The following is a 22,157-nucleotide window of genomic DNA, read 5'->3' on the forward strand; positions in this document are numbered from 1 at the left end:
TGCCGATAGAGGGAAAACGCCAGCACGATGTGTAAGCAAATGCTTACACATCGTCATCATTTCAGAACTGGCTGGCTTCCAGCAGGAACAGCGACTCGCTGCCCGCCTTGACCGATGCGCTCAAGGAATGAATACGCGGCAGCAGGCGGGCAAAATAGAACCGCGCCGTACCCAGTTTGCTTGCGTAGAAATCATCCTGGCTTTCCTTGCCCAAGGCCGCCCGGGCCATCAGCGCCCACATGTAGGCGTACGCGGTGTAGCCGAACGCCTGGAGGTACTCCACCGACGCCGCGCCGATTTCATTCGGGTTGTTCTTCGCCCGGTCCAGCAGCCAGTCGGTCAATTCGTCCAGCGTGTCGACCGCGCTGTTCAACGGCTTGACGAATTCCTCCAGGTCGCTGCTCGCGGTGGCAGTGAAATGGCGGATTTCATCGGCGAACAACCGGTAGAACGCGCCGCCGCTGCCGACGATCTTGCGCCCTACCAGGTCCAGCGCCTGGATACCGTTGGTGCCTTCGTAGATCTGGGTGATGCGCACGTCACGCACCAGTTGCTCCTGGCCCCATTCACGAATGTAACCATGGCCGCCGAACACCTGTTGGCCATGGACGGTGGTTTCCAGGCCCAGGTCGGTCAGAAAAGCCTTGGCCACTGGGGTCAGCAACGCCACCAAGTCTTCGGCGCGTTTGCGGGTGACCGGGTCTTCGCTGAACTTGGCGGTGTCCAGTTGCATCGCCACGTAGGTGGAAAAGGCCCGGCCACCCTCGTTCGAGGCCTTCATGGTCAGCAGCATCCGGCGCACGTCGGGGTGGACGATGATCGGGTCAGCGACCTTGTCCTTGTTCTGCGCACCAGTGGGCGAACGGCTTTGCAGGCGGTCACGGGCATATTCGACGGCGTTCTGGTAGGAACGCTCGCCAGAGGCCAGGCCCTGGATACCAACCCCCAGACGCTCGTAGTTCATCATGGTGAACATCGCCGCCAGGCCTTTGTTCGGCTCGCCCACCAGGTAACCCACGGCTTCATCGAAGTTCATCACGCAGGTGGCGGACGCCTGGATGCCCATCTTGTGTTCGATCGACCCGCAGTTGGCCGCGTTGCGCGCGCCCAGGCTGCCGTCGGCATTGACCATGAACTTGGGGACCAGGAACAGCGAGATCCCTTTGGGCCCTGCCGGCGCGTCTGGCAGCTTTGCCAGCACCAGGTGAATGATGTTCTCGGTGAGGTCGTGCTCGCCACCGGTGATGAAAATCTTCGTGCCACTGACCTTGTAGGAACCGTCGGCCTGGGGCTCGGCCTTGGTGCGGATGATCCCAAGGTCCGTACCGGCGTGGGGCTCGGTCAGGCACATGGAACCGGCCCAGACGCCGGCGTACATGTTCGGCAGGTACGCCGCCTTCAGCTCTTCGCTGGCATGGGCATTGATCGACAGGCAAGCGCCAGCGGTCAGCATCGGGTACAGGCCGAAGGACAGGCTGGCGGAGTTGACCATTTCCTCGACCTGGGCCGAAACGGCCTTGGGCATGCCCATGCCGCCGTACACTGGATCACCGCCGACACCGACCCAACCGCCTTCAGCATAAGTCTTGTAGGCCTGTGGGAAACCGGCCGGCGTGGTGACGGCGCCGTCGGCCCAATGGCAGCCTTCTTCGTCAGCGGCACGGCTGAGGGGAGCGATGCTTTTGCTGGTGACCTTGCCGGCTTCTTCGAGGATCGCTTCGACCGTTTCAGCATCCACAGTGTCGGCCAACACCGGCAATTGGGCCCAGAGTTTCGTGACCTCGAACACTTCATTGAGGACGAAGCGCATATCGCGCAGGGGCGCTTTGTAGTCAGCCATGGCAAACCTCGCAGGATCTAAACAGTTGGTTCGTAAAAGACGGTTTTCGCAATGACCTGAGTGTACCTCAACAACTTTTGTGACACATAGGGTCAACCCATGACTGTTTTGTTATTTTTAGTCATCACGAAAGATCGCAGGCTTCACCAGCTCCTACATGGAAATGCGTATTCCCTGTAGGAGCTGGCGAAGCCTGCGATCTGTTGGCATTCCCTCTAAATCAAAGTGCAAACAACTCCGCCGGCAGCTTCATCAGACAATCGCTCCCCGCCTCAATGGCAGACCGATGGGCGGTCGTGCGCGGCAGCAGGCGCTTGAAGTAAAACTCGCACGTCGCCAATTTTGCCCGACAAAAATCGCCATCTCCTGTGCCACTGTCGAGTTGCGCCTGGGCCACCAACGCCATGCGCAACCACAGGTAGGCCAGGATGATGTAGCCGCTGTACATCAGATAGTCCACCGAGGCGGCACCCACTTCATCCGGATTTTTCATGGCCGCCATGCCGACTCGTGTGGTCAGCTCGCCCCATTGCTGATTGAGCCCATCGAGTTGCGCGACCTCATCCTTGAGCTGCGGATGCTCGGCATTGGCGGCGCAGAATTTGTGAACGATCCGGGTGAAGCCGCGCAACAACTTGCCCTGGCTGCCCAACACCTTGCGCCCCAGCAGATCCAGGGCCTGGATGCCGTTGGTGCCCTCGTAGATCGGTGCAATGCGGCAGTCGCGCACCAACTGCTCCATGCCCCACTCGCGAATGAAGCCATGGCCGCCGAACACCTGCATGCCGTGGTTGGTCACCTCCAGCCCGGTGTCGGTCATGAAGGCCTTGCAGATCGGAGTGAGAAACGCCAGCAGGTCCTCAGCCTCCTGCCGGGCGGTTGCGTCCGGGCTCAGGTGCGCGGTATCGAGCAGTTGCGCGGTGAAATACGTCAGTGCCCGGTTGCCTTCGTTGAAGGCCTTCATGGTCAGCAACATTCGGCGCACATCGGGATGGACGATGATCGGGTCGGCGGCTTTTTCCGGTGCCTTGGGGCCGGTCAGCGCGCGCATCTGCAAACGGTCGTTGGCGTATTTGATCGCGCCCTGGAAGCTCGCCTCCCCCAGACACAGGCCCTGCATGCCAGTACCGAGCCGGGCATGATTCATCATGGTGAACATACAGTTGAGGCCTTTGTTTGGCTCGCCGATCAGGAACCCCTTGGCCCCATCGAAATTCAGCACGCAGGTGGCCGAGGCCTTGATGCCCATCTTGTGTTCGATCGAGCCGCAGGAAACGCCATTGCGTGGCCCGGCCTCACCCGTGGCGTCGGGCAGGAACTTGGGCACAATGAACAACGAGATGCCTTTGGTCCCGGCGGGGGCGTCCGGCAGCTTGGCCAGCACCAAGTGGATGATGTTATCGCTCATGTCGTGTTCGCCGGCGGAAATGAAAATCTTGCTGCCGGAAATCGCGTAGCTGCCGTCGGCCTGGGGCACGGCGCGGGTCTTGATGATGCCCAGGTCGGTGCCGCAATGGGCTTCGGTCAGGCACATGGTGCCGGTCCACTGGCCGGCGGTGAGTTTGCTCAGGTAGGTCTGTTTCTGTTCCGCCGTGCCGTGGGCGTGAATCGCCGACATGGCGCCGTGAGTCAGGCCCGGGTACATGCCCCAGGACGTGTTGCTGGAACCGATCATCTCGCTGATGACTAGACCCAGGGAGCTGGGCAAGCCTTGGCCACCATACGCCGGGTCCGCCGCCAAGCCGTGCCAGCCGCCTTCCACGTACTGTGCGAAAGCCTGCTTGAAGCCTGTAGGCGTGGTGACTACGCCGCTGTCGAAATGGCAGCCCTCTTCGTCACCGGAACGATTGAGCGGCGCCAGCACGTTTTCACAGAACCTGGCACCTTCTTCGAGGATCGCGCTGACCATATCCGGGCTGGCATCGCTGACGCCCAGTTCGGCATAACGGCCATGGAAATCGAAGACGTGATCGATCAGAAAGCGCATGTCGCGCAGGGGGGCTTTGTACTCGGGCATGGTGGTTTTCTCCGGTAGCAGATCGTTTCAACCTACTGCCGGCCACCCTGGCCCACAATCACAGTCCAGACGCTGAATGCGCCGTCATCACTCAACCCGCGGCGGTTTCCATGCGCACCGCGCCACGGCGGTTCTGGCCGAACGCGACTACACAGTTACGCCCCGCGCCCTTGGCGTTATACAGCGCCTGGTCGGCGGACTTGAGCACTTCTTCGGGCGTACGTTGTTCGAGGCGTTCCGCGACGCCAATGCTGACCGTCACCGATACGCTGGAGGCACCCGCGCCGGAGCGACGCTGCCGGCCTTGTTGGTCGTCCTGGGGCCGGCTGTCGGGATTGCGCAGCTGGATGGCGTACGTCTCGATGGACTGGCGGATGACTTCCAGATGGGGCATGCACTCGTCGATGGTCTTGCCGGCGAACACCAGGGCAAATTCCTCACCGCCGTAGCGATATGCCCTACCGCCACCGCCGATCTTCGACAATTTGCTGGCGACCAGGCGCAATACCTGATCACCCACGTCATGACCATGGGTGTCGTTGAATTTCTTGAAATGGTCCACATCGCTCATCGCCAACACATAGTTGCGCCCCAGGCGCTGCATGCGTTCGTTCAGTGCTCGACGGCCCGGCAGACCGGTGAGTTCGTCACGGAAGGCCATTTGATAGGCCTCGTGGGCGACCGCCGCAGCGATCATCAGCATCACCTGGCTGCACATGATGTTCAGGGTGAACGGCAGGATGAAGGTCTTCGGCAGCATCCAGAACAAACCGAGCAAACCCACCAGTTGCGCCGCGTGCAGTGGCCGGGGATTGCGCCAATATTGCCAGGCCAGCAGCAGGAATGCGGCGGCGAACATCGGGTAGGACAATTGGATCAGGCTCATCCAGGCACCGTGCAACGCCGGCCAGCGGATCTCCGAGAGCCACAACAGCAAGGCCTGGGGGAAACTCTGCTCCAGGGCCAGCGCCACACTGCCAAAGACCAGCAACACCGCAAACCGCGCGACCATGTCCTGGAACAGGTGGGTGCGCTCCTGCCAAGCCGCGAACAGCCCGAACAACAGCGGCAGCAACAGGCAGACGAGATGGAACACCACCGCCGCGTCTTCGCGCACCTTGCCGTTATCGCGATAGAAGTCGGTCTGGGTGTCCAGGAGGAAGTAGGCGATGTACACCGTGACCATCAGAAACAGTTCACGTTGACGTCGGTAGACCGCGCAGTACGCTCCGCCCAGTAACAACACCAGCGTGGGGAGAACGTTGAACAGCGAGGTGAAGAAAACGTTGAGGTCCTTGACGTAGGCAGCCGCAAGCCCCGCCACCAACAGCAGCAATGACGGTAGGAAATGGCTCAGACGTACAGCGGAAGAACGCGGCAAAAGGTAAAGCTCCGACCCGGCTGATCAAAGATGGCATTGTGCCTGTAACTGGAGCAGTAAGGCACGCGAGATGTGACAGATGTCACACTGCCATCGCTGTAACGGCAGAGGGGACAGTTTTCTTAGGGTTGGGTTGGATGAATATTGTTTCAGGATCACAGTTGGTCAAGGTGGGAGAGAGCTTGCTCGCGATAGCGTTTGTTCAGTCATCACATTCATGGGCTGACACACCGCTATCGCGAGCGAGCTCGCTCCCACAAGGACTGCGGCGGATACAGATTTAGTGGCTATGAACATTCCAATGTGGGATTTACGGCAGACATGAAAAAGCCGCTGCTCCCGAAGAAGCAGCGGCTTGTGAAGAACCGCGTAAAGCTTAGTAGCCCAGCGCGAAATCTTCCTCTTTCATGTCCATCAGGTTGTTGGCGCCCGACAGCATGGTTGCTACGTGGGTACGGGTCCGCGGCAGGATGCGCTGGAAGTAGAAGCGCGCGGTCTGCAGCTTGGCGGTGTAGAAGGCTTCTTCGGTGGTGCCGGCGGCGAGTTTTTCCGCCGCCAGGCGCGCCATGTCGGCCCAGAAATAGGCCAGGCAGGCATAACCGGAGTACATCAGGTAGTCCACCGATGCCGCGCCGACTTCTTCGCGATCTTTCATGGCCGCCATGCCGACCTTCATGGTCAGCTCACCCCATTCCTTGTTCAGCGCAGCCAGGGGTTCAACGAACTCCTTGACCGCTTCGTTGCCTTCGTTGCCCTGGCAGAACTTGTGGACGATCTTGGTGAAGCCCTTGAGCGCCTCGCCCTGGGTCATCAGCACTTTACGGCCCAGCAGGTCGAGGGCCTGAATGCCAGTGGTGCCTTCGTACAGCATCGAGATGCGGCTGTCGCGAACGTTCTGCTCCATGCCCCACTCGGCGATGAAGCCGTGGCCGCCGTAGATCTGTACGCCGTGGTTGGCCGATTCGAAACCGACTTCGGTCATGAAAGCCTTGGCGATCGGCGTCATGAACGCCAGCAGCGCATCGGCTTTTTTCTTCTCTTCTTCGTCCACGCCGTACTTGACGATGTCGACCTGCTTGGCGGTGAAGTACACCATCGCCCGGTTACCTTCGGCGAAGGCCTTCATGGTCAGCAGCATGCGACGCACGTCAGGGTGCACGATGATCGGGTCGGCGGCCTTGTCTGGCGCCTTCGGGCCAGTCAGGGAACGCATTTGCAGGCGATCACGGGCATATTTCAGGCCGCCCTGGAAGCCGATCTCGGCGTGGGCCAGGCCTTGCAGCGCAGTGCCCAGGCGCGCGGTGTTCATGAAGGTGAACATGCAGTTCAGGCCTTTGTTCGCCGGGCCGATCAGGTAACCGGTGGCCGCGTCGAAGTTCATCACGCAAGTGGCATTGCCGTGGATGCCCATCTTGTGTTCCAGGGAACCACAGCTCACCGCGTTGCGCTGGCCGATGGAGCCGTCGGCGTTAGGCAGGAATTTTGGAACGATGAACAGCGAAATGCCCTTGGTGCCAGCCGGTGCATCCGGCAGGCGTGCCAGCACGATGTGGACGATGTTGTCGGCCATGTCGTGTTCGCCGGCCGAAATGAAGATCTTCGTACCGGACACCTTGTAGGAACCGTCGGCCTGAGGCTCGGCCTTGGTGCGCAGCATGCCCAGGTCGGTGCCACAGTGCGGTTCGGTCAGGCACATGGTGCCGGTCCATTCGCCGGAAACCAGCTTGGTCAGGTAGGCCTCTTGCTGCTCAGGCGTGCCGTGCTCGGAAATCGTGTTCATGGCGCCATGGGACAGGCCCGGGTACATGCCCCACGACCAGTTGGCTTCACCGACCATCTCGCTGACCGCCAGGCCCAGGGACTCCGGCAAGCCTTGACCGCCATGCTCGACGTCGTGGGCCAGGCTTGGCCAGCCGCCTTCGACGAATTGCTTGTAGGCTTCCTTGAAACCGGTCGGGGTTTTCACGCCGGACTCGCTCCAGGTGCAACCTTCGATGTCGCCCACACGGTTCAGCGGAGCCAGCACCTGCTCACAAAACTTGGCGCCTTCTTCGAGAATGGCGTCAACCATGTCCGGAGTTGCGTCCTGGCAAGCCGGAAGGCTCTGATAATGCGCTTCGTAGCCAAGCAGTTCGTCACGAACGAAGCGAATATCACGCAAGGGGGCCTTGTAGTCAGGCATAGCGATAAACCTCTGCTGATGTAACCGGGAATGAACGACCGCGTGGATTTGTTGTAGCGGTCAAACAGTTGTTTGAAACATACGTTTACGCCCAAATCTTGTCAAGCGCCGATCTTTTGCCGTTCGTCATCAGCCGGAGAAAAATGTCGGACACAGGAAATCTATCGCGCTGAAGAATCCGCGGTGTGCGTAGGAAAGATTAGTTGAGCAATAAGACGTTAGAGACAAGAACGCCGCGAATAATCGCGGCGTTTTGGTCAATCTGAAAAAACAGGATCAAGCAAAGGTATCGATCAACGTACCGAGCATTTCGTCGGATGCCTTGGCGACGCTCACACCCAACTGCACCTGAAACTTGCCTTGGGCCATTTCGACCATGTTGCTGGCCAGATCCGACTGCTGGCTACGATCCACCGAACGCAGGCGATCAACCTGGACTTCGGACGACTGGCTGGTGACCGAACGCTCGATTGTGTTGTTGGCGATCTGGCTGGAGGCCTGATCGACGCGGTTCTGCCCTGTCTGAATCGTGCTCAGACCGGCATAGAACGCGGTGTTTCCTGAGATTTCCATGGCAGAGCTCGTCTTCTTGAAGGGTCGACAGGGGCCATTGAATCAGAAGCCCCGGGAAAAGGCCCGACAAAAACACTAATGGCACAGTGCCGCGTCATAGGCAAAACCTTGGCGGGGTCTCAGTCCAGCAGATCCAGTTGCAGGTGTTCGGCCACGGCTTCGGCCGTCACGCTCTGGATCCGCGCCACCCGGCCCAGGCAGGGCGCCGGAAGTCGCTCGGCCAAAGTCGCGAGGTTTTCTTCCAGGCGCGAGGTGGCCGGGTCGATGATGTTCGCGACCCAACCGGCAAGCTGCAAGCCATCACGGGCGATCGCCTCGGCGGTCAACAACGCGTGGCTGATGCAGCCCAGGCGCACGCCCACCACCAGGATCACCGGCAAGCCCAGCGCGATCGCCAGGTCGGAAAGATTGTCCTGGCCGGACAGCGGCACGCGCCAACCGCCCGCGCCTTCGATCAAGCTGAAATCGGCGCCCAGCGCCAGCACTTCACGCATCGGGCCCAGCAGCGACTGCACCGTCAAGGCAACGCCGGCCTCCCGGGCGGCCAAGTGCGGCGCGATTGCCGGTTCGAACGCCACTGGATTGACCTGTGCATAAGTCAACGGCACAGAGCATTCGGCCAGCAGTGCCAAGGCATCGGCGTTGCGCAGGCCCTTGGGCGTCACGTCGCAGCCAGAGGCCACGGGTTTTCCGGCAGCCGTGCTCATGCCAGCTTGTCGCGCCGCGTGCAGCAGGCCTGCCGCGACGGTGGTCTTGCCTACATCAGTGTCAGTGCCGGTAATAAAATAGGCCTGGCTCATAGCGGTTTCTCCAAAACGGCGTAGACCACTTGGTAAGTCGCCGGCAGCCCCTGGGCCTGACGAAACTGCTCATAGGCTTCAACCAGCGCGAGGATCCGTGCCCTGCCCGTCAAGCCGCCAGGGCGACCAGGGTTCAGATTATGGGCACCCAAAGCTTTCAATTCATGGGTCAGGCTACGCACGTCGGGGTAATGCAACACATGGCGACAATTTTCAAGACTGATGACATTCAGCCTGCTGGCCGCGCAAAGATGCTGATACGTTTCGAACCCCCGAAAACGGTTGACGTGCACCAAGCCATCCACCTGACGCCAACTGTCGCGTAATTCGTACAAAGTGCCCACGCATAGACTGGTAAAGGCCAACACCCCACCCGGTTTCAACACGCGATGGGCCTCGCTCAGCACCGCGGCAAAATCCGCACACCATTGCACCGCCAGGCTAGAGAACACCAGGTCGCAGCTCGCCGCCTGCAAAGGCAGCCGCTCAGCATCACCGGCGACAAAATACGCGGCGCCACCCTGGGGACGCGCATGGTTGAGCATGCCTTCGGCGATATCCAACGCCAATCCGTTTGTCTCACCGAAACGCGCGCCCAGCGCCCGAGTGAAATAACCGGTGCCGCAGCCCAGGTCCAACCAACGTTGCGGCATGAATGAGGACGGCAAGCGGCCTAGCAATTGCTGGCCGACGTCGCGTTGCAGTTCGGCCACGCTGTCGTAACTGGTCGCTGCACGGGAAAACGAAGCCGCGACCTGGCGCTTGTCAGGCAAGGCGCCGGGCAATTTGGGAAGAGACAAATCAGTCATCACCGGACTCATGCAAAAAGGCCTGGATCGCGCCCGCGACACCGTGGGGGTCCTCCAGAAGAAATCCGTGGCCGGCCTGTTCGATCAGACCGATTTCGACATCCGGCAGCAAGACCAGCAAATCACCCGCGGCCTCGGCCGGCACCAGGGCGTCGAGCCCGGCAAACAGATGCAGTTGCGGGCCACGGAAGCGCTGCAATGCGGCGCGGGTGTCCAATTGCGCCAGCAGTTCGAGCCCGGCCATCAATATTTCGGGCGGAGTGCTCGGAGCCCCGGCCAACAACAACCGCGACAACCCGCGCGGATCATTACAGCCTTGGGCACACAGCAAACTGAAACGCTTGAGGGTCTGGCGTGGGTCGGCAGCGCACCCGGCAAGAAAGCCATCGAAGGTTTCACCGACCATCGCGCTCGGCCATTGCTCGTGGGCGACAAAGGACGGATTGCTCGCCAAGGTCAGCAGGCCGCAGCAGCGCTCACCCCGACGCGCCGCCAGCGCCGAGGCCAGCATGCCACCCAGGGACCAACCGCCCAGCCAGGCATCCTGGGGCACGGTAGCGTCCAATTCTTCGAGCCATTCATCGGGATCGCTCGATAACAATGCCGGCAACGGTTCGATTTCCACGCGCAGGTGCTCGTCGAGCCCTTGCAAGGCCGCCGCCAGCGGTTCCAGCGGTGAAACGCCCAAGCCCCAGCCGGGCAGCAAAATCAATCGATCACGCATGGCTTGGCTCCGGTCCCAACAGGGCAAAACACTCAGCCAGTGCGTTCAACAATAGCTGCACCTGGGCCTCGCTGTGGGCGGCGGTCAGGGTCACGCGCAAACGAGCGCTGCCAGCCGGTACGGTGGGAGGGCGGATCGCCGTGACCATCAGCCCGCGCTCGCGCAGCATCTGCGACAAGCGCATGGCCCGCCCCGCATCGCCAATCAGGATCGGCTGGATCGGCGTGAAGCTGTCCATCAATTGCAGACCGATCTGCTCGGCGCCCTGGCGGAACTGGCGGATCAGCACCTGCAAGTGCTCGCGCCGCCAATGCTCGCTGCGCAGCAGTTCAAGGCTCTTGAGCGTCGCGCAGGCCAGGGCCGGCGGTTGGCTGGTGGTGTAGATGTAGGGGCGAGCGAACTGGATCAGGCTTTCGATCAGTTCCTCGCTACCCGCGACAAAGGCCCCGGCAGTGCCGAAGGCTTTGCCCAAGGTGCCCACCAATACCGGCACGTCCTCCTGGCTCAAGCCGAAATGCTCGACGATACCGCCGCCGTTGGCCCCTAGCGGGCCGAAACCGTGGGCATCGTCGACCATCAGCCAGGCGCCCTTGGCCTTGGCTTCGCGGGCCAGGGCCGGCAGGTCGGCAATGTCGCCGTCCATGCTGAACACGCCGTCGGTGACCACCAGGGTATTACCAGTGGCTTTCTCCAGGCGGCTGGCCAGGCTCTGGGCATCGTTGTGCAGGTATCGGTTGAAACGCGCGCCGGACAACAGCCCGGCGTCGAGCAGCGAAGCATGATTGAGGCGGTCCTCCAGCACCGTGTCGCCCTGCCCCACCAGCGCGGTGACCGCGCCGAGGTTGGCCATGTAGCCGGTGGTGAACAGCAACGCCCGCGCACGCCCCGTCAAGTCGGCCAAGGCCTCTTCCAGCGCGTGATGCGGACCGCTGTGGCCGATCACCAAATGGGAAGCGCCACCCCCGACACCCCAACGCGCCGCGCCGGCGCGCCAGGCCTCGATCACTTGCGGGTGATTGGCCAGGCCCAGGTAATCGTTGTTGCAGAACGCCAGCAGCGGCTGGCCGTCCACCACCACTTCCGGGCCCTGGGGGCTTTCGAGCAGCGGGCGCTGGCGGTAGAGGTTGTCGGCACGACGGGCAGCCAGGCGTGCGGCGAGATCGAAGGGCATGCAGGCCTCGGGGCGAACCACTTATTTAAGACGGGTGAGATCCCTGTGGGAGGGCTTTTGTGGGAGCCGAGCTTGCTCGCGATGAGGGCTCCACGGTCTATGGCAAGACCGCGTTATCGTTCATCGCGAGCAAGCTTGGCTCCCACAAAGCCCGCTCCCACACTGGGTTTTGCGTCAACTCAAACAGCGGCGTTATAGAACTGCTCGCTGCTCTTCTGCTCCACCAGCGCCTGTTCAATCGCCGCCTGGTGCACTTCGTCGGCATGTTCTTCACGGGCTTCAGGCTGGATGCCCAGGCGTGCGAACAATTGCATGTCCTTGTCGGCTTGCGGGTTGGCGGTGGTCAACAGCTTGTCGCCGTAGAAAATCGAGTTGGCGCCGGCAAAAAATGCCAAGGCTTGCATCTGCTCGTTCATCGCTTCACGGCCAGCGGACAGGCGCACATGGGACTGGGGCATCATGATCCGGGCCACGGCGAGCATGCGGATGAAATCGAACGGATCGATGTCTTCGGCATTCTCCAGCGGCGTGCCGGCGACTTTGACCAGCATGTTGATCGGCACCGATTCCGGGTGCTCCGGCAGGTTCGCCAGCTGGATCAGCAGGTTGGCGCGGTCGTCCAGGGACTCGCCCATGCCCAGGATGCCGCCGGAGCAGATTTTCATCCCCGAATCCCGTACATAGGCCAGGGTTTGCAGGCGCTCGCTGTAGGTACGGGTGGTGATGATGCTGCCGTAGAACTCCGGCGAGGTATCGAGGTTGTGGTTGTAGTAGTCCAGGCCGGCCTGGGCCAGTGCTTCGGTCTGTTCCTGGTCGAGGCGGCCCAGGGTCATGCAGGTTTCAAGGCCCATGGCCTTCACGCCTTTGACCATTTCCAGCACATACGGCATGTCCTTGGCCGACGGATGCTTCCAGGCCGCGCCCATGCAGAAACGGGTCGAACCGATGGCCTTGGCCCGCGCAGCCTCTTCGAGGACCTTCTGCACTTCGAGCAATTTCTCTTTATCCAGGCCGGTGTTGTAGTGACCGGACTGCGGACAATATTTGCAATCTTCCGGGCAAGCGCCGGTCTTGATCGACAGCAACGTGGAAACCTGGACGCGGTTGGCGTCGAAATGCGCGCGGTGCACGGTCTGCGCCTGGAACAACAGGTCATTGAATGGCTGGACAAAGAGTGCTTTGACTTCGGCCAAAGACCAGTCATGACGCAGGTTGGCAGTGGTGCTGGCGCTCATGGGCATTTCCTTGATTATGCTTGGCTGGCGTCTGGGGTATGGAATACCCACAGGCGCGACACGGATGTTCGGCATATTTAAGGAAGAGTCATGCGCTGTCAACCACGATACAAAGGACCGGTTTACATCTGGTTAAAAAATAAACAACCCTGTCTGCTGTGCGGCGAAAGCACCGATACGCCGCAGCCTATCTGCACCCCCTGCGAAAGCGAGCTGCCCTGGCTCGGTGATCAATGCAGCATTTGCGCCCTGCCACTGCCCATGGCCGGATTGCGTTGCGGCCAATGTGTCTCGCGGCCGCCGGCCTTCGAGCGGGTCCTGGCGCCCTGGGTTTATGACTTCCCGGTGGACAGCCTGATCACCCGCTTCAAGCATCAGGCGAAATGGCCCCTGGGTCGGCTGCTGGGCGAACTGCTGGCGCAATCGCTGCAACATCACTTCGACGAAGGGCTGGAACGGCCCGACGCCCTGGTACCGGTGCCACTGGCGACCCGGCGCTTGCGCCAGCGCGGTTTCAACCAGGCGGCGCTGCTGGCCCGCTGGCTCAGTGGGCCGCTGGCGATCCCTTGCGAAGAAAACCTGCTGCGACGCACCCAGGACACGCCCGCCCAACAGGCCCTCGACGCCAGGGCTCGGCGACAAAACCTGCGCCAGGCCTTTGCCCTCGCGCCCCAGGCAGCGTTGCGCAACCGTCACCTGGCATTGGTCGACGATGTGCTCACCACCGGCGCCACCGCCCAGGCACTGGCCGCCCTGCTACTCGATGCCGGCGCGGCACGGGTCGATGTCTACTGCCTGGCCCGCACACCGAAACCCGGTGAGCCGGCTTGACGTGCCACGTCCAAGGCGCCAACGTCCGCTCATCGACCTTTGCACGCAGCTCCCGTCATGTCATTGCCCACGCTCCTGACTCAGCACATCGTTCGGCGCCCCCAACGCATCGCCCTGTTGCAGCACATCGCCGAACAGGGCTCGATCACCCGCGCTGCCAAGAGCGCGGGCCTGAGCTATAAGGCAGCGTGGGATGCCATCGATGAATTGAACAATCTCGCGGACCAACCGTTGGTGGAACGCAGCGTCGGCGGCAAGGGTGGTGGCGGCGCCAAGCTGTCGCAGGAAGGGCAACGCGTGCTGCGCCTGTATCAACGCCTGCAAGCACTGCAGGCGCAACTGCTGGAAGCCAGCGAAGACGCCGGCGACCTGGGCCTGCTCAGTCGCCTGATGCTGCGCACCAGCGCCCGCAATCAATTGCATGGCAAGGTCTTGGCCATCGAGGCCCAGGGCCACAACGACCGGGTACGCCTGGAGCTGGCTCGGGGCCTGGTCATCGAAGCGCAGATCACCCACGACAGCACGCTGCGCCTGGAGCTGGGTGTCGGCACCGACGTGGTGGCGCTGATCAAGGCAGGCTGGCTGGAACTACACCCAGTCGAACACGCGGAAAAACCGGGGACCAATACACTGCGCGGCATGATCGAGCAAATCGACGCCGCCCAGGACGGCCCCAGCGAAGTGCGCATCGGCCTGCCCAACGGCCAGACGCTATGCGCCCTGGCCGACCCGCTTCAGTTGCAAGCGCAGAACCTGGCCGTCGACTCACCGGTGCAAGTGACGTTTTGTGCGACAAATGTGCTGCTCGGCACACCGCTGTAGCGCGCTGCAACAATAGCTTCATCGACCCGCTTTAAGGTGACTGCCAAAACCAGCAGGGAGCCTGATGATGAGCCTATTAGAAGAAAACCAATCCACCGACCTGGAAAAGATCGTCGGCCTGAGCCGGCGCAGTTTCATCAGCGCCGGCGCCCTGTGCGGCGCGGCGATGTTCCTGGGCGGCAACCTGCTGAGCCGCAGCGTGCTGGCCGCCGCCGTGAGCGAAGGCAACAGCCGGCTGCTGGGCTTTAAGAGCATTGCCGCCGCCACGGCCGACACCATTACCCTGCCGCCGGGCTACAAAGCCTCGGTGCTGATCAGTTGGGGCCAGCCACTGCGCAAAAATGCACCGGCGTTCGACCCCAGTGGCAATGGAACAGCCCGCGCTCAGGAAGAGCAGTTTGGCGACAACACCGACGGCATGAGCCTGTTCGAATTCCCCGGCGACAAGAACCGCGCGCTGATGGCGATCAACAACGAGTACACCAACTACCAATACCTGTTCCCTCACGGCGGCCAGCCGCAGTCGGCCGAAGACGTGCGCAAGGCCCAAGCCGCCGAAGGTGTGTCGGTGATCGAGATCCAGCGTCGTCGCGGCCAGTGGCAGTTCGTCCAGGAATCGCGCTACAACCGCCGGATCCACGGCAACACGCCGATTCGCCTGCGTGGTCCGGCAGCCGGCCACGACCTGCTGAAAACCAGCGCCGACAAGAGCGGCAAGAAAGTGCTGGGGACTTTCCAGAACTGCGCCAACGGCATGACGCCGTGGGGCACTTACCTGACCTGCGAAGAAAACTTCACTGACTGCTTCGGCAGCAGCAAGACGGACCTGCAGTTCGACGCGGCACAAAAACGCTATGGCGCCACCGTTACCAGCAGTGAAATCAACTGGCACCTGCACGACCCGCGTTTTGACCTGGCGAAGAACCCCAACGAACTCAATCGCCATGGCTGGGTGGTGGAAATCGATCCGTTCGATCCAGAATCCACGCCGGTGAAACGCACTGCCCTGGGCCGCTTCAAACACGAAAACGCCGCCCTGGCCCAAACCAATGACGGTCGTGCCGTGGTGTACATGGGCGATGACGAGCGCGGCGAATTCATCTACAAGTTCGTCAGCCGCGAGCGCATCAACCATCGCAATGCCAAAGCCAACCGCAACCTGCTGGACCACGGCACCTTGTATGTGGCGCGCTTCGATGCCGGCGACGGCAACCCGGACCACCCCAAAGGCAAGGGCCAGTGGATCGAGTTGACCCACGGCAAGAATGGCATCGACGCCAGCAGCGGTTTCGCTGACCAGGCCGAAGTGCTGATCCATGCGCGCCTGGCCGCCAGTGCCGTTGGCGCCACGCGCATGGACCGTCCGGAGTGGATCGTGGTCAGCCCCAAGGACGGCCAGGTCTATTGCACCCTGACCAACAACTCCAAGCGCGGCGATGCTGGCCAACCGGTGGACGGGCCAAACCCTCGGGCCAAGAACGTCTACGGACAGATCCTGCGCTGGCGCACCGACCGCGACGATCACGCCTCCAAGACCTTCTCCTGGGATCTGTTCGTGGTCGCCGGCAACCCGGCGGTACACGCCGGCACGCCGAAAGCCGGCTCGTCCAACATCAACGCCCAGAACATGTTCAACAGCCCCGATGGCCTGGGCTTCGACAAGGGTGGACGGTTGTGGATCCAGACCGACGGCGATTCGAGCAACGCCGGGGACTTCGCTGGCATGGGCAATAACCAGATGCTCTGCGCCGACCCCAACAGCGGTGAAATCCGCCGCTTCCTGGTCGGGCCGGTAGGCTGCGAAGTGACCGGGATCAGTTTCGCGCCGGACTACAAGACGATGTTCGTCGGGATCCAGCATCCCAGCGGCGGCTCGACGTTCCCTGAGCACCTGCCCAACGGCAAGCCGCGCTCATCGGTGATGGTAATTACCCGGGAAGATGGCGGGGTCATCGGCGCCTGATAGGGCCTCATCGCGAGCAAGCTCGCTCCCACAGGGATCGGCGGTACAACCGAAGACCCACTGTGGGAGCGAGCTTGCTCGCGATAGCTTCAGCACAGCCACCACCTATCTGCCTCTGTCTGCGCTACCATGCTGGGCCGGACGCGGCAGCCCTGCCGCTGCGCAGGAGTCAGCATGTCCCATCCGTTTGAAACCCTCACGCCCGACCTGGTGCTCGATGCCGTTGAAAGCATCGGCTTTCTCAGCGATGCCCGCGTGTTGGCCCTCAACAGCTACGAGAACCGCGTCTATCAGGTCGGCATCGAAGATTCCGAGCCGCTGATCGCCAAGTTCTACCGCCCCCAGCGCTGGACCAACGAAGCGATCCTGGAAGAGCACAGCTTTACCTTCGAACTGGCCGAGTACGAAGTGCCCGTGGTGGCGCCGCTGATCCACAACGGTGCCAGCCTGCACGAACACGCCGGGTTTCGTTTCACCCTGTTTCCTCGTCGCGGTGGCCGGGCACCGGAGCCGGGCAATCTCGACCAACTCTATCGCCTGGGACAATTGCTCGGGCGCCTGCACGCGCTCGGGGCGACCCGGCCGTTCGAGCATCGTGAAGCCTTGGGCGTGAAAAACTTCGGCCATGATTCGCTGGCCACCGTATTGGCAAGCGGCTTTGTTCCCCGCGGCCTGCTACCGGCCTACGAGTCGGTCGCCCGCGACCTGCTCAAGCGCGTCGAAGAGGTCTACGCCGCCACGCCCCACCAGAACATCCGCATGCACGGCGATTGCCACCCGGGCAACATGATGTGCCGCGACGAGGTGTTCCACATCGTCGACCTGGACGACTGCCGCATGGGCCCGGCGGTGCAGGATTTGTGGATGATGCTCGCCGGCGATCGCCAGGAGTGTTTGGGGCAGTTATCGGAGTTGATGGACGGTTATCAGGAGTTTCATGATTTCGACCCGCGTGAACTGGCGCTGATCGAACCGCTGCGCGCCCTGCGCCTGATGCACTACAGCGCCTGGCTGGCGCGGCGCTGGGACGACCCGGCCTTCCCCCGCAGCTTCCCGTGGTTCGGCAGCGAACGCTACTGGGGCGACCAGGTGCTGGCGTTGCGCGAGCAACTGGCGGCACTCAATGAAGAGCCGTTGAAGCTGTTCTGACCCGACTGGGTTCCAGCAATCACTGAAATCCCTGTGGGAGCGAGCTTGCTCGCGATAGCGGTGTGTCAGTCGACAGAGGTGTCGAATGTTCGATCGCCATCGCGAGCAAGCTCGCTCCCACAAGGGATTTGCGCTGAAACGTTCACAAGGTTCACAGCACAACCTGACAAATCTCCTTACAATCATCCCTTTGTTAGCTGCCTAAGCAAGGATTCTGCATGCAAGCCGCCAACCCGCGTCGCGGGTATATCCTGGGCCTGAGCGCCTACATCATCTGGGGTCTGTTCCCGATCTACTTCAAGGCCATCGCCAGCGTGCCGTCCGTGGAAATCATCATCCACCGGGTGCTGTGGTCGGCGCTGTTCGGCGCGGCGCTGCTGTTAGTCTGGAAACACCCGGGCTGGTGGCGCGAATTGCGAGACAATCCACAGCGCCTGGCGATCCTCGCCCTGAGCGGGACACTGATCGCGGCCAACTGGCTGACCTACGTCTGGGCGGTGAATAACGAGCGCATGCTCGAAGCCAGCCTGGGTTACTACATCAACCCGCTGGTGAACGTGTTGCTGGGCATGGTGCTCCTCGGCGAACGCCTGCGCCGCATGCAATGGCTGGCGGTGGGGTTGGCGGCGGTCGGCGTGGCGCAGCAAGTCTGGCAAGTGGGCAGCCTGCCGTGGGTGTCGCTGGTGCTGGCGTTGACCTTCGGTTTCTATGGGCTGATCCGCAAACAAGCACCGGTCAAGGCATTGCCGGGGCTGGTGGTGGAAACCTGGATGCTGGTGCCGATCGCCATCGCCTGGTTGCTGTTCAACCCCACGGCCACCAGTGCCCAGGCCGCTTTCTGGACCACCTCCGAAGCCTGGTGGCTGGTGGCGGCGGGTCCCGTGACGCTGGTTCCGTTGGTGTGCTTCAACGCCGCAACACGGCATTTGCCCTACACTACCATCGGTTTTCTCCAGTACATCGCGCCGACGCTGGTGCTGCTGCTCGCCGTGCTGCTGTTCGGTGAGCACCTGTCGTCCAGCACACTGGTGGCGTTCCTGTTTATCTGGGCCGGGCTGGCGGTGTACAGCGTCGATGCGGTGATCAGCATGCGCCGGCGCAGCTGATCAAAAAACACACAAACCTCTACAGGCCACGTCTGGCGTGGCCTGCGCTTATCCTTCCCAAGGTTATCCACAGCGTGATCCCCGCCGTTTGTGCACAACCCCTTGAAAACTGGTGATTTTTTGATCATTGACCGCTGAGCCCCGGCGGGCGTGGGCTGGAGCCGGGTCTCTACAGGTTATCCACAGGCAGGCGCAGTTTTTTCTTGGATAACCTTCATTACGCTTCGTCGCTGAGCTTGAGCTCCACCATCAATTCATCGGCCAAGGTTTCCAGGCGCTCCTGCAAGGTTTCCAGCGACAGGGTCAAGGGCACGCCCAGGATCGCCTCGGCATGAAACAGCAGCTCGCTGCTCATGGGTGCCGGCCGGACATGGGTCACCAGACGCTCGACATTGACGCCCTGTTCGCTCAACAAGCGGGTGATGTCCCGCACGATGCCGGGACGATCGTTGCCCACCAGCTCCATGGTGATGGGTTTCCAAGTGCAGGACTCCTCAACGGCGCTTTCAGCGATCAACACACGGATGCCATGGGTCGACAGCCCCTGCAAGGCTTCGATCAGTTCTTCATGAGTCTCGGCCGGGGCGCTGATTCGCAGGATCCCGGCAAACTGCCCGGCCAGGCGCGACATGCGGCTTTCCAACCAGTTACCGCCATGGGCGGCGATGCAATCGGCGATGCGCTCGACCTGCCCGGGCTTGTCCGGGGCGAAAACAGTGATGACGAGGTGGTCCATGGCGCAGTCCTCTTGTTGTGGAACGGACAGTATAGGCAGCTGATCTGCGAGCAGACGGTGGCCTGGAGATTTATACCTCCCCCTGTGGCAGCAAAGCTTGCTCGCGATGAAATCAACTCGACTCTTCTGAAACCAAGGTGCCTGTATCGCGAACAAGCTTTGCTCCCACAGGATGACATCAGAGATATCGTGTACAAACCTTAAGATTTATCTGGAACAATCCATCTGTTTTTTGAGAACATCCCGTGCCCCGACGTGACCGTAACACTTTAGTCGGTCGCGGAACGACGCAATTAGTCTAATTTTCACAACCGCAATTGATCATGTAGTATGCCGCAGCGCGCACTACATAATCGCGACACCCCTGTTGTACCGATGTCTGCTTAAGGCCAGTCGCATCCCTGAAAAGCCCCGTCAGCAAGGCTTGAATACCCAGCCGCCAGCGATGGCATGTACTGGTTCCGGGGTTTGTGGTTTAAATGTCCCGAGGCTTCATTGTCAAAATCGAAGAGCTGAAAAGCGAAATAGCTGAGCAGAGTGAGGCAAGCAATGACTGAACACGTTCAAGTCGGTGGCCTGCAGGTCGCCAAAGTCCTGTTCGACTTCGTGAATAACGAAGCCATTCCCGGAACCGGCCTCACCGCCGACGCGTTCTGGGCCGGTGCCGACAAGGTCATTCATGACCTGGCCCCGAAGAACCAAGCCCTACTCGCCAAACGCGATGATTTCCAGGCGCGGATCGATGCCTGGCACCAGGCCCGTGCCGGCCAGGCCCACGACGCCGTGGCTTACAAAGCCTTCCTGCAAGACATTGGCTACCTGCTGCCAGAAGCCGCGGATTTCCAGGCCACGACTCAAAACGTCGATGACGAAATCGCCCGCATGGCCGGCCCGCAGCTGGTCGTGCCGGTGATGAACGCCCGCTTCGCCCTCAACGCCTCGAACGCCCGCTGGGGTTCGCTGTACGACGCGCTGTACGGCACCGATGCCATCAGCGAAGCCGATGGCGCGGAAAAAGGCAAAGGCTACAACAAGGTACGCGGCGACAAGGTCATCGCCTTCGCCCGCGCCTTCCTCGACGAAGCCGCGCCCCTGGCGGCCGGCTCCCATGTCGATTCCACTGCGTATAAAATCGTCGACGGCAAACTGGTGGTCGCCCTCAAAGGCGGCAGCAACAGCGGCCTGCGTGACGATGCCCAGTTGATCGGCTTGCAGGGCGATGCCTCGGCGCCGACCGCCGTGCTGCTGAAACACAACGGCCTGCACTTCGAAATCCAGATCGATGCCAGCACCCCCGTCGGCCAGACCGATGCCGCCGGCGTCAAAGACATCCTGATGGAAGCGGCGCTGACCACCATCATGGACTGCGAAGACTCGGTCGCCGCCGTCGATGCCGATGACAAGGTTGTGATCTACCGCAACTGGCTCGGCCTGATGAAAGGTGACCTGTCGGAAGAAGTCGCCAAGGGTGGCCAGACGTTTACCCGGACCATGAACCCTGACCGTGTCTACACCGCCGTCGACGGCTCGGGCGTGACCCTGCACGGTCGTTCGCTGCTGTTCGTGCGTAATGTCGGTCACCTGATGACCATCGACGCGATCCTGGACAAGCACGGCAACGAGGTACCGGAAGGTATCCTCGACGGCCTGATCACCAGCCTCGCGGCGATCCACAGCCTCAACGGCAATACTTCGCGCCGCAACAGCCGCACCGGCTCGGTGTACATCGTCAAGCCGAAGATGCACGGCCCGGAAGAAGCCGCGTTCACCAACGAGCTGTTCGGTCGCGTCGAAGACGTGCTGAACCTGCCCCGCAACACCCTCAAGGTCGGGATCATGGACGAGGAGCGCCGTACCACGGTCAACCTCAAGGCCTGCATCCAGGCCGCCAGCGAGCGCGTGGTGTTCATCAATACCGGCTTCCTCGACCGTACCGGCGATGAAATCCACACCTCCATGGAAGCCGGCCCGATGGTGCGCAAGGCCGACATGAAAGCCGAGAAGTGGATCGGCGCCTATGAAAACTGGAACGTCGACATCGGCTTGAGCGCCGGCCTGCAAGGTCGCGCGCAAATCGGCAAAGGCATGTGGGCCATGCCCGATCTGATGGCGGCGATGCTCGAACAGAAAATCGCTCATCCGCTGGCCGGCGCCAACACCGCGTGGGTTCCCTCGCCGACCGCTGCTGCGCTGCACGCGCTGCATTACCACAAGGTCGACGTGTTCGCCCGCCAGGCCGAACTGGCCAAGCGCGCCCGCGCTTCGGTGGACGACATCCTGACCATCCCGCTGGCCGTCAACCCGAGCTGGACGCCGGAGCAGATCAAGAACGAACTGGACAACAATGCCCAGGGCATCCTTGGCTACGTGGTGCGCTGGATCGACCAGGGCGTGGGCTGCTCCAAGGTGCCGGACATCAACGACATCGGCCTGATGGAAGACCGTGCGACGCTGCGTATCTCCAGCCAGCACATCGCCAACTGGCTGCGCCATGGCATCGTCACGCAAGACCAGGTGATGGAAAGCCTCAAGCGCATGGCGCCTGTGGTCGACCGTCAGAACGCCAGCGACCCGTTGTACCGGCCGCTGGCGCCAGACTTCGACAACAACATTGCCTTCCAGGCGGCGGTCGAGCTGGTGATCGAAGGCACCAAACAGCCTAACGGCTACACCGAGCCGGTGCTGCACCGTCGTCGTCGCGAGTTCAAGGCAGCCAATGGGTTGTGATTGAGCGGTAGACGCTGTCTAGTCCTGAAATAGGTTTACACCTGTTTCAGTCTCAAAACGCCCGATGCACCGCATCGGGCGTTTTGTATTT

At 61.6% G+C, this 22,157-nt stretch carries 17 protein-coding genes; 6 read left to right on the top strand and 11 right to left on the bottom strand.

Annotated features, from left to right (window positions below; genetic code table 11):
- Positions 1–61: 61 nt before the first annotated feature.
- The 10 genes from AC3A5O_RS26965 to bioB all read right to left on the bottom strand — a co-directional run bounded on the left by AC3A5O_RS26965 (position 62) and on the right by bioB (position 12,732).
- Positions 62–1,840, bottom strand: coding sequence for an acyl-CoA dehydrogenase C-terminal domain-containing protein (locus AC3A5O_RS26965; RefSeq protein ID WP_305468689.1), 1,779 nt, complete (start codon positions 1,838–1,840; stop codon positions 62–64).
- Positions 1,841–2,060: 220 nt separating this feature from the next.
- Positions 2,061–3,857: an acyl-CoA dehydrogenase C-terminal domain-containing protein gene (locus AC3A5O_RS26970; RefSeq protein WP_487753946.1), complete on the bottom strand. Its 1,797-nt coding sequence runs from the start codon at positions 3,855–3,857 to the stop codon at positions 2,061–2,063.
- Positions 3,858–3,948: 91 nt separating this feature from the next.
- Positions 3,949–5,238, bottom strand: a complete 1,290-nt coding sequence (locus AC3A5O_RS26975; RefSeq protein WP_487753947.1) for a GGDEF domain-containing protein — start codon at positions 5,236–5,238, stop codon at positions 3,949–3,951.
- Between the two features lie 376 nt (positions 5,239–5,614).
- Positions 5,615–7,420 carry a phenylacyl-CoA dehydrogenase gene (locus AC3A5O_RS26980; protein ID WP_003206230.1) on the bottom strand — a complete coding sequence of 602 codons (1,806 nt, stop codon included), beginning with the start codon at positions 7,418–7,420 and terminating at the stop codon, positions 5,615–5,617.
- Positions 7,421–7,696: 276 nt separating this feature from the next.
- The gene (locus AC3A5O_RS26985) at positions 7,697–7,993 is read right to left on the bottom strand and encodes a pyrroloquinoline quinone biosynthesis protein PqqE (protein ID WP_122566662.1); all 297 of its coding nucleotides are present in this window, start codon (positions 7,991–7,993) and stop codon (positions 7,697–7,699) included.
- Between the two features lie 119 nt (positions 7,994–8,112).
- Positions 8,113–8,793: a dethiobiotin synthase gene (gene bioD / locus AC3A5O_RS26990; RefSeq protein ID WP_122566661.1), complete on the bottom strand. Its 681-nt coding sequence runs from the start codon at positions 8,791–8,793 to the stop codon at positions 8,113–8,115.
- A complete protein-coding gene (gene bioC / locus AC3A5O_RS26995) occupies positions 8,790–9,602 on the bottom strand; it encodes a malonyl-ACP O-methyltransferase BioC (protein ID WP_487753948.1) in 813 nt (270 codons plus the stop codon). The genes bioD and bioC overlap by 4 nt, the downstream gene beginning before the upstream one ends.
- Positions 9,595–10,326 (bottom strand): alpha/beta fold hydrolase, encoded by a 732-nt coding sequence (locus tag AC3A5O_RS27000; RefSeq protein ID WP_122566659.1) that lies wholly within the window; start codon positions 10,324–10,326, stop codon positions 9,595–9,597. Before AC3A5O_RS27000 ends, bioC begins: the two co-directional genes overlap by 8 nt.
- Entirely contained in the window at positions 10,319–11,497 is a 1,179-nt protein-coding gene (bioF, locus tag AC3A5O_RS27005; protein ID WP_122566658.1) for an 8-amino-7-oxononanoate synthase, read from the bottom strand. The genes AC3A5O_RS27000 and bioF overlap by 8 nt, the downstream gene beginning before the upstream one ends.
- A gap of 179 nt (positions 11,498–11,676) precedes the next feature.
- Entirely contained in the window at positions 11,677–12,732 is a 1,056-nt protein-coding gene (gene bioB / locus AC3A5O_RS27010) for a biotin synthase BioB (protein ID WP_014340550.1), read from the bottom strand.
- A 90-nt stretch (positions 12,733–12,822) separates the two neighbouring features.
- Here bioB and AC3A5O_RS27015 point away from each other — a divergent pair, with 90 nt between their 5' ends.
- From AC3A5O_RS27015 to rarD, 5 genes are all read left to right on the top strand, one after another.
- Positions 12,823–13,563 (top strand): ComF family protein, encoded by a 741-nt coding sequence (locus AC3A5O_RS27015; RefSeq protein ID WP_305468695.1) that lies wholly within the window; start codon positions 12,823–12,825, stop codon positions 13,561–13,563.
- Positions 13,564–13,620: 57 nt separating this feature from the next.
- Positions 13,621–14,385, top strand: coding sequence for a TOBE domain-containing protein (locus AC3A5O_RS27020; protein ID WP_122566656.1), 765 nt, complete (start codon positions 13,621–13,623; stop codon positions 14,383–14,385).
- 67 nt (positions 14,386–14,452) lie between these two features.
- The gene (locus AC3A5O_RS27025; protein WP_163006762.1) at positions 14,453–16,348 is read left to right on the top strand and encodes a PhoX family protein; all 1,896 of its coding nucleotides are present in this window, start codon (positions 14,453–14,455) and stop codon (positions 16,346–16,348) included.
- Between the two features lie 174 nt (positions 16,349–16,522).
- Positions 16,523–17,497: a serine/threonine protein kinase gene (locus tag AC3A5O_RS27030; RefSeq protein WP_122566654.1), complete on the top strand. Its 975-nt coding sequence runs from the start codon at positions 16,523–16,525 to the stop codon at positions 17,495–17,497.
- Between the two features lie 218 nt (positions 17,498–17,715).
- On the top strand, positions 17,716–18,603 hold the full coding sequence (rarD, locus tag AC3A5O_RS27035) for an EamA family transporter RarD (protein WP_122566653.1): 888 nt from the start codon (positions 17,716–17,718) through the stop codon (positions 18,601–18,603).
- 217 nt (positions 18,604–18,820) lie between these two features.
- Here rarD and AC3A5O_RS27040 read toward each other — a convergent pair whose 3' ends face one another.
- Complete coding sequence (locus AC3A5O_RS27040) at positions 18,821–19,339, bottom strand: glycine cleavage system transcriptional repressor (RefSeq protein WP_122566652.1); 519 nt, start codon at positions 19,337–19,339, stop codon at positions 18,821–18,823.
- Between the two features lie 549 nt (positions 19,340–19,888).
- Between AC3A5O_RS27040 and AC3A5O_RS27045 the strand changes: the two genes are divergently transcribed.
- Complete coding sequence (locus tag AC3A5O_RS27045) at positions 19,889–22,066, top strand: malate synthase G (RefSeq protein ID WP_487753949.1); 2,178 nt, start codon at positions 19,889–19,891, stop codon at positions 22,064–22,066.
- The last annotated feature ends 91 nt before the right edge of the window (positions 22,067–22,157 follow it).

The organism is Pseudomonas sp. Soil_N_39 (assembly GCF_057655955.1).

Excerpts from the sequence above, each read along its gene's own strand:
- AC3A5O_RS27000 (WP_122566659.1), bottom strand. The coding sequence starts at position 10,326 with ATGCGTGATCGATTGATTTTGCTGCCCGGCTGGGGCTTGGGCGTTTCA.
- rarD (WP_122566653.1), top strand. The coding sequence starts at position 17,716 with ATGCAAGCCGCCAACCCGCGTCGCGGGTATATCCTGGGCCTGAGCGCC.
- bioF (WP_122566658.1), bottom strand. The coding sequence starts at position 11,497 with ATGCCCTTCGATCTCGCCGCACGCCTGGCTGCCCGTCGTGCCGACAAC.
- AC3A5O_RS27040 (WP_122566652.1), bottom strand. The coding sequence starts at position 19,339 with ATGGACCACCTCGTCATCACTGTTTTCGCCCCGGACAAGCCCGGGCAG.
- bioC (WP_487753948.1), bottom strand. The coding sequence starts at position 9,602 with ATGACTGATTTGTCTCTTCCCAAATTGCCCGGCGCCTTGCCTGACAAG.
- AC3A5O_RS27025 (WP_163006762.1), top strand. The coding sequence starts at position 14,453 with ATGAGCCTATTAGAAGAAAACCAATCCACCGACCTGGAAAAGATCGTC.
- AC3A5O_RS27045 (WP_487753949.1), top strand. The coding sequence starts at position 19,889 with ATGACTGAACACGTTCAAGTCGGTGGCCTGCAGGTCGCCAAAGTCCTG.
- AC3A5O_RS26970 (WP_487753946.1), bottom strand. The coding sequence starts at position 3,857 with ATGCCCGAGTACAAAGCCCCCCTGCGCGACATGCGCTTTCTGATCGAT.
- AC3A5O_RS27030 (WP_122566654.1), top strand. The coding sequence starts at position 16,523 with ATGTCCCATCCGTTTGAAACCCTCACGCCCGACCTGGTGCTCGATGCC.
- AC3A5O_RS27015 (WP_305468695.1), top strand. The coding sequence starts at position 12,823 with ATGCGCTGTCAACCACGATACAAAGGACCGGTTTACATCTGGTTAAAA.
- bioD (WP_122566661.1), bottom strand. The coding sequence starts at position 8,793 with ATGAGCCAGGCCTATTTTATTACCGGCACTGACACTGATGTAGGCAAG.
- AC3A5O_RS26980 (WP_003206230.1), bottom strand. The coding sequence starts at position 7,420 with ATGCCTGACTACAAGGCCCCCTTGCGTGATATTCGCTTCGTTCGTGAC.
- bioB (WP_014340550.1), bottom strand. The coding sequence starts at position 12,732 with ATGAGCGCCAGCACCACTGCCAACCTGCGTCATGACTGGTCTTTGGCC.
- AC3A5O_RS26985 (WP_122566662.1), bottom strand. The coding sequence starts at position 7,993 with ATGGAAATCTCAGGAAACACCGCGTTCTATGCCGGTCTGAGCACGATT.
- AC3A5O_RS27020 (WP_122566656.1), top strand. The coding sequence starts at position 13,621 with ATGTCATTGCCCACGCTCCTGACTCAGCACATCGTTCGGCGCCCCCAA.
- AC3A5O_RS26965 (WP_305468689.1), bottom strand. The coding sequence starts at position 1,840 with ATGGCTGACTACAAAGCGCCCCTGCGCGATATGCGCTTCGTCCTCAAT.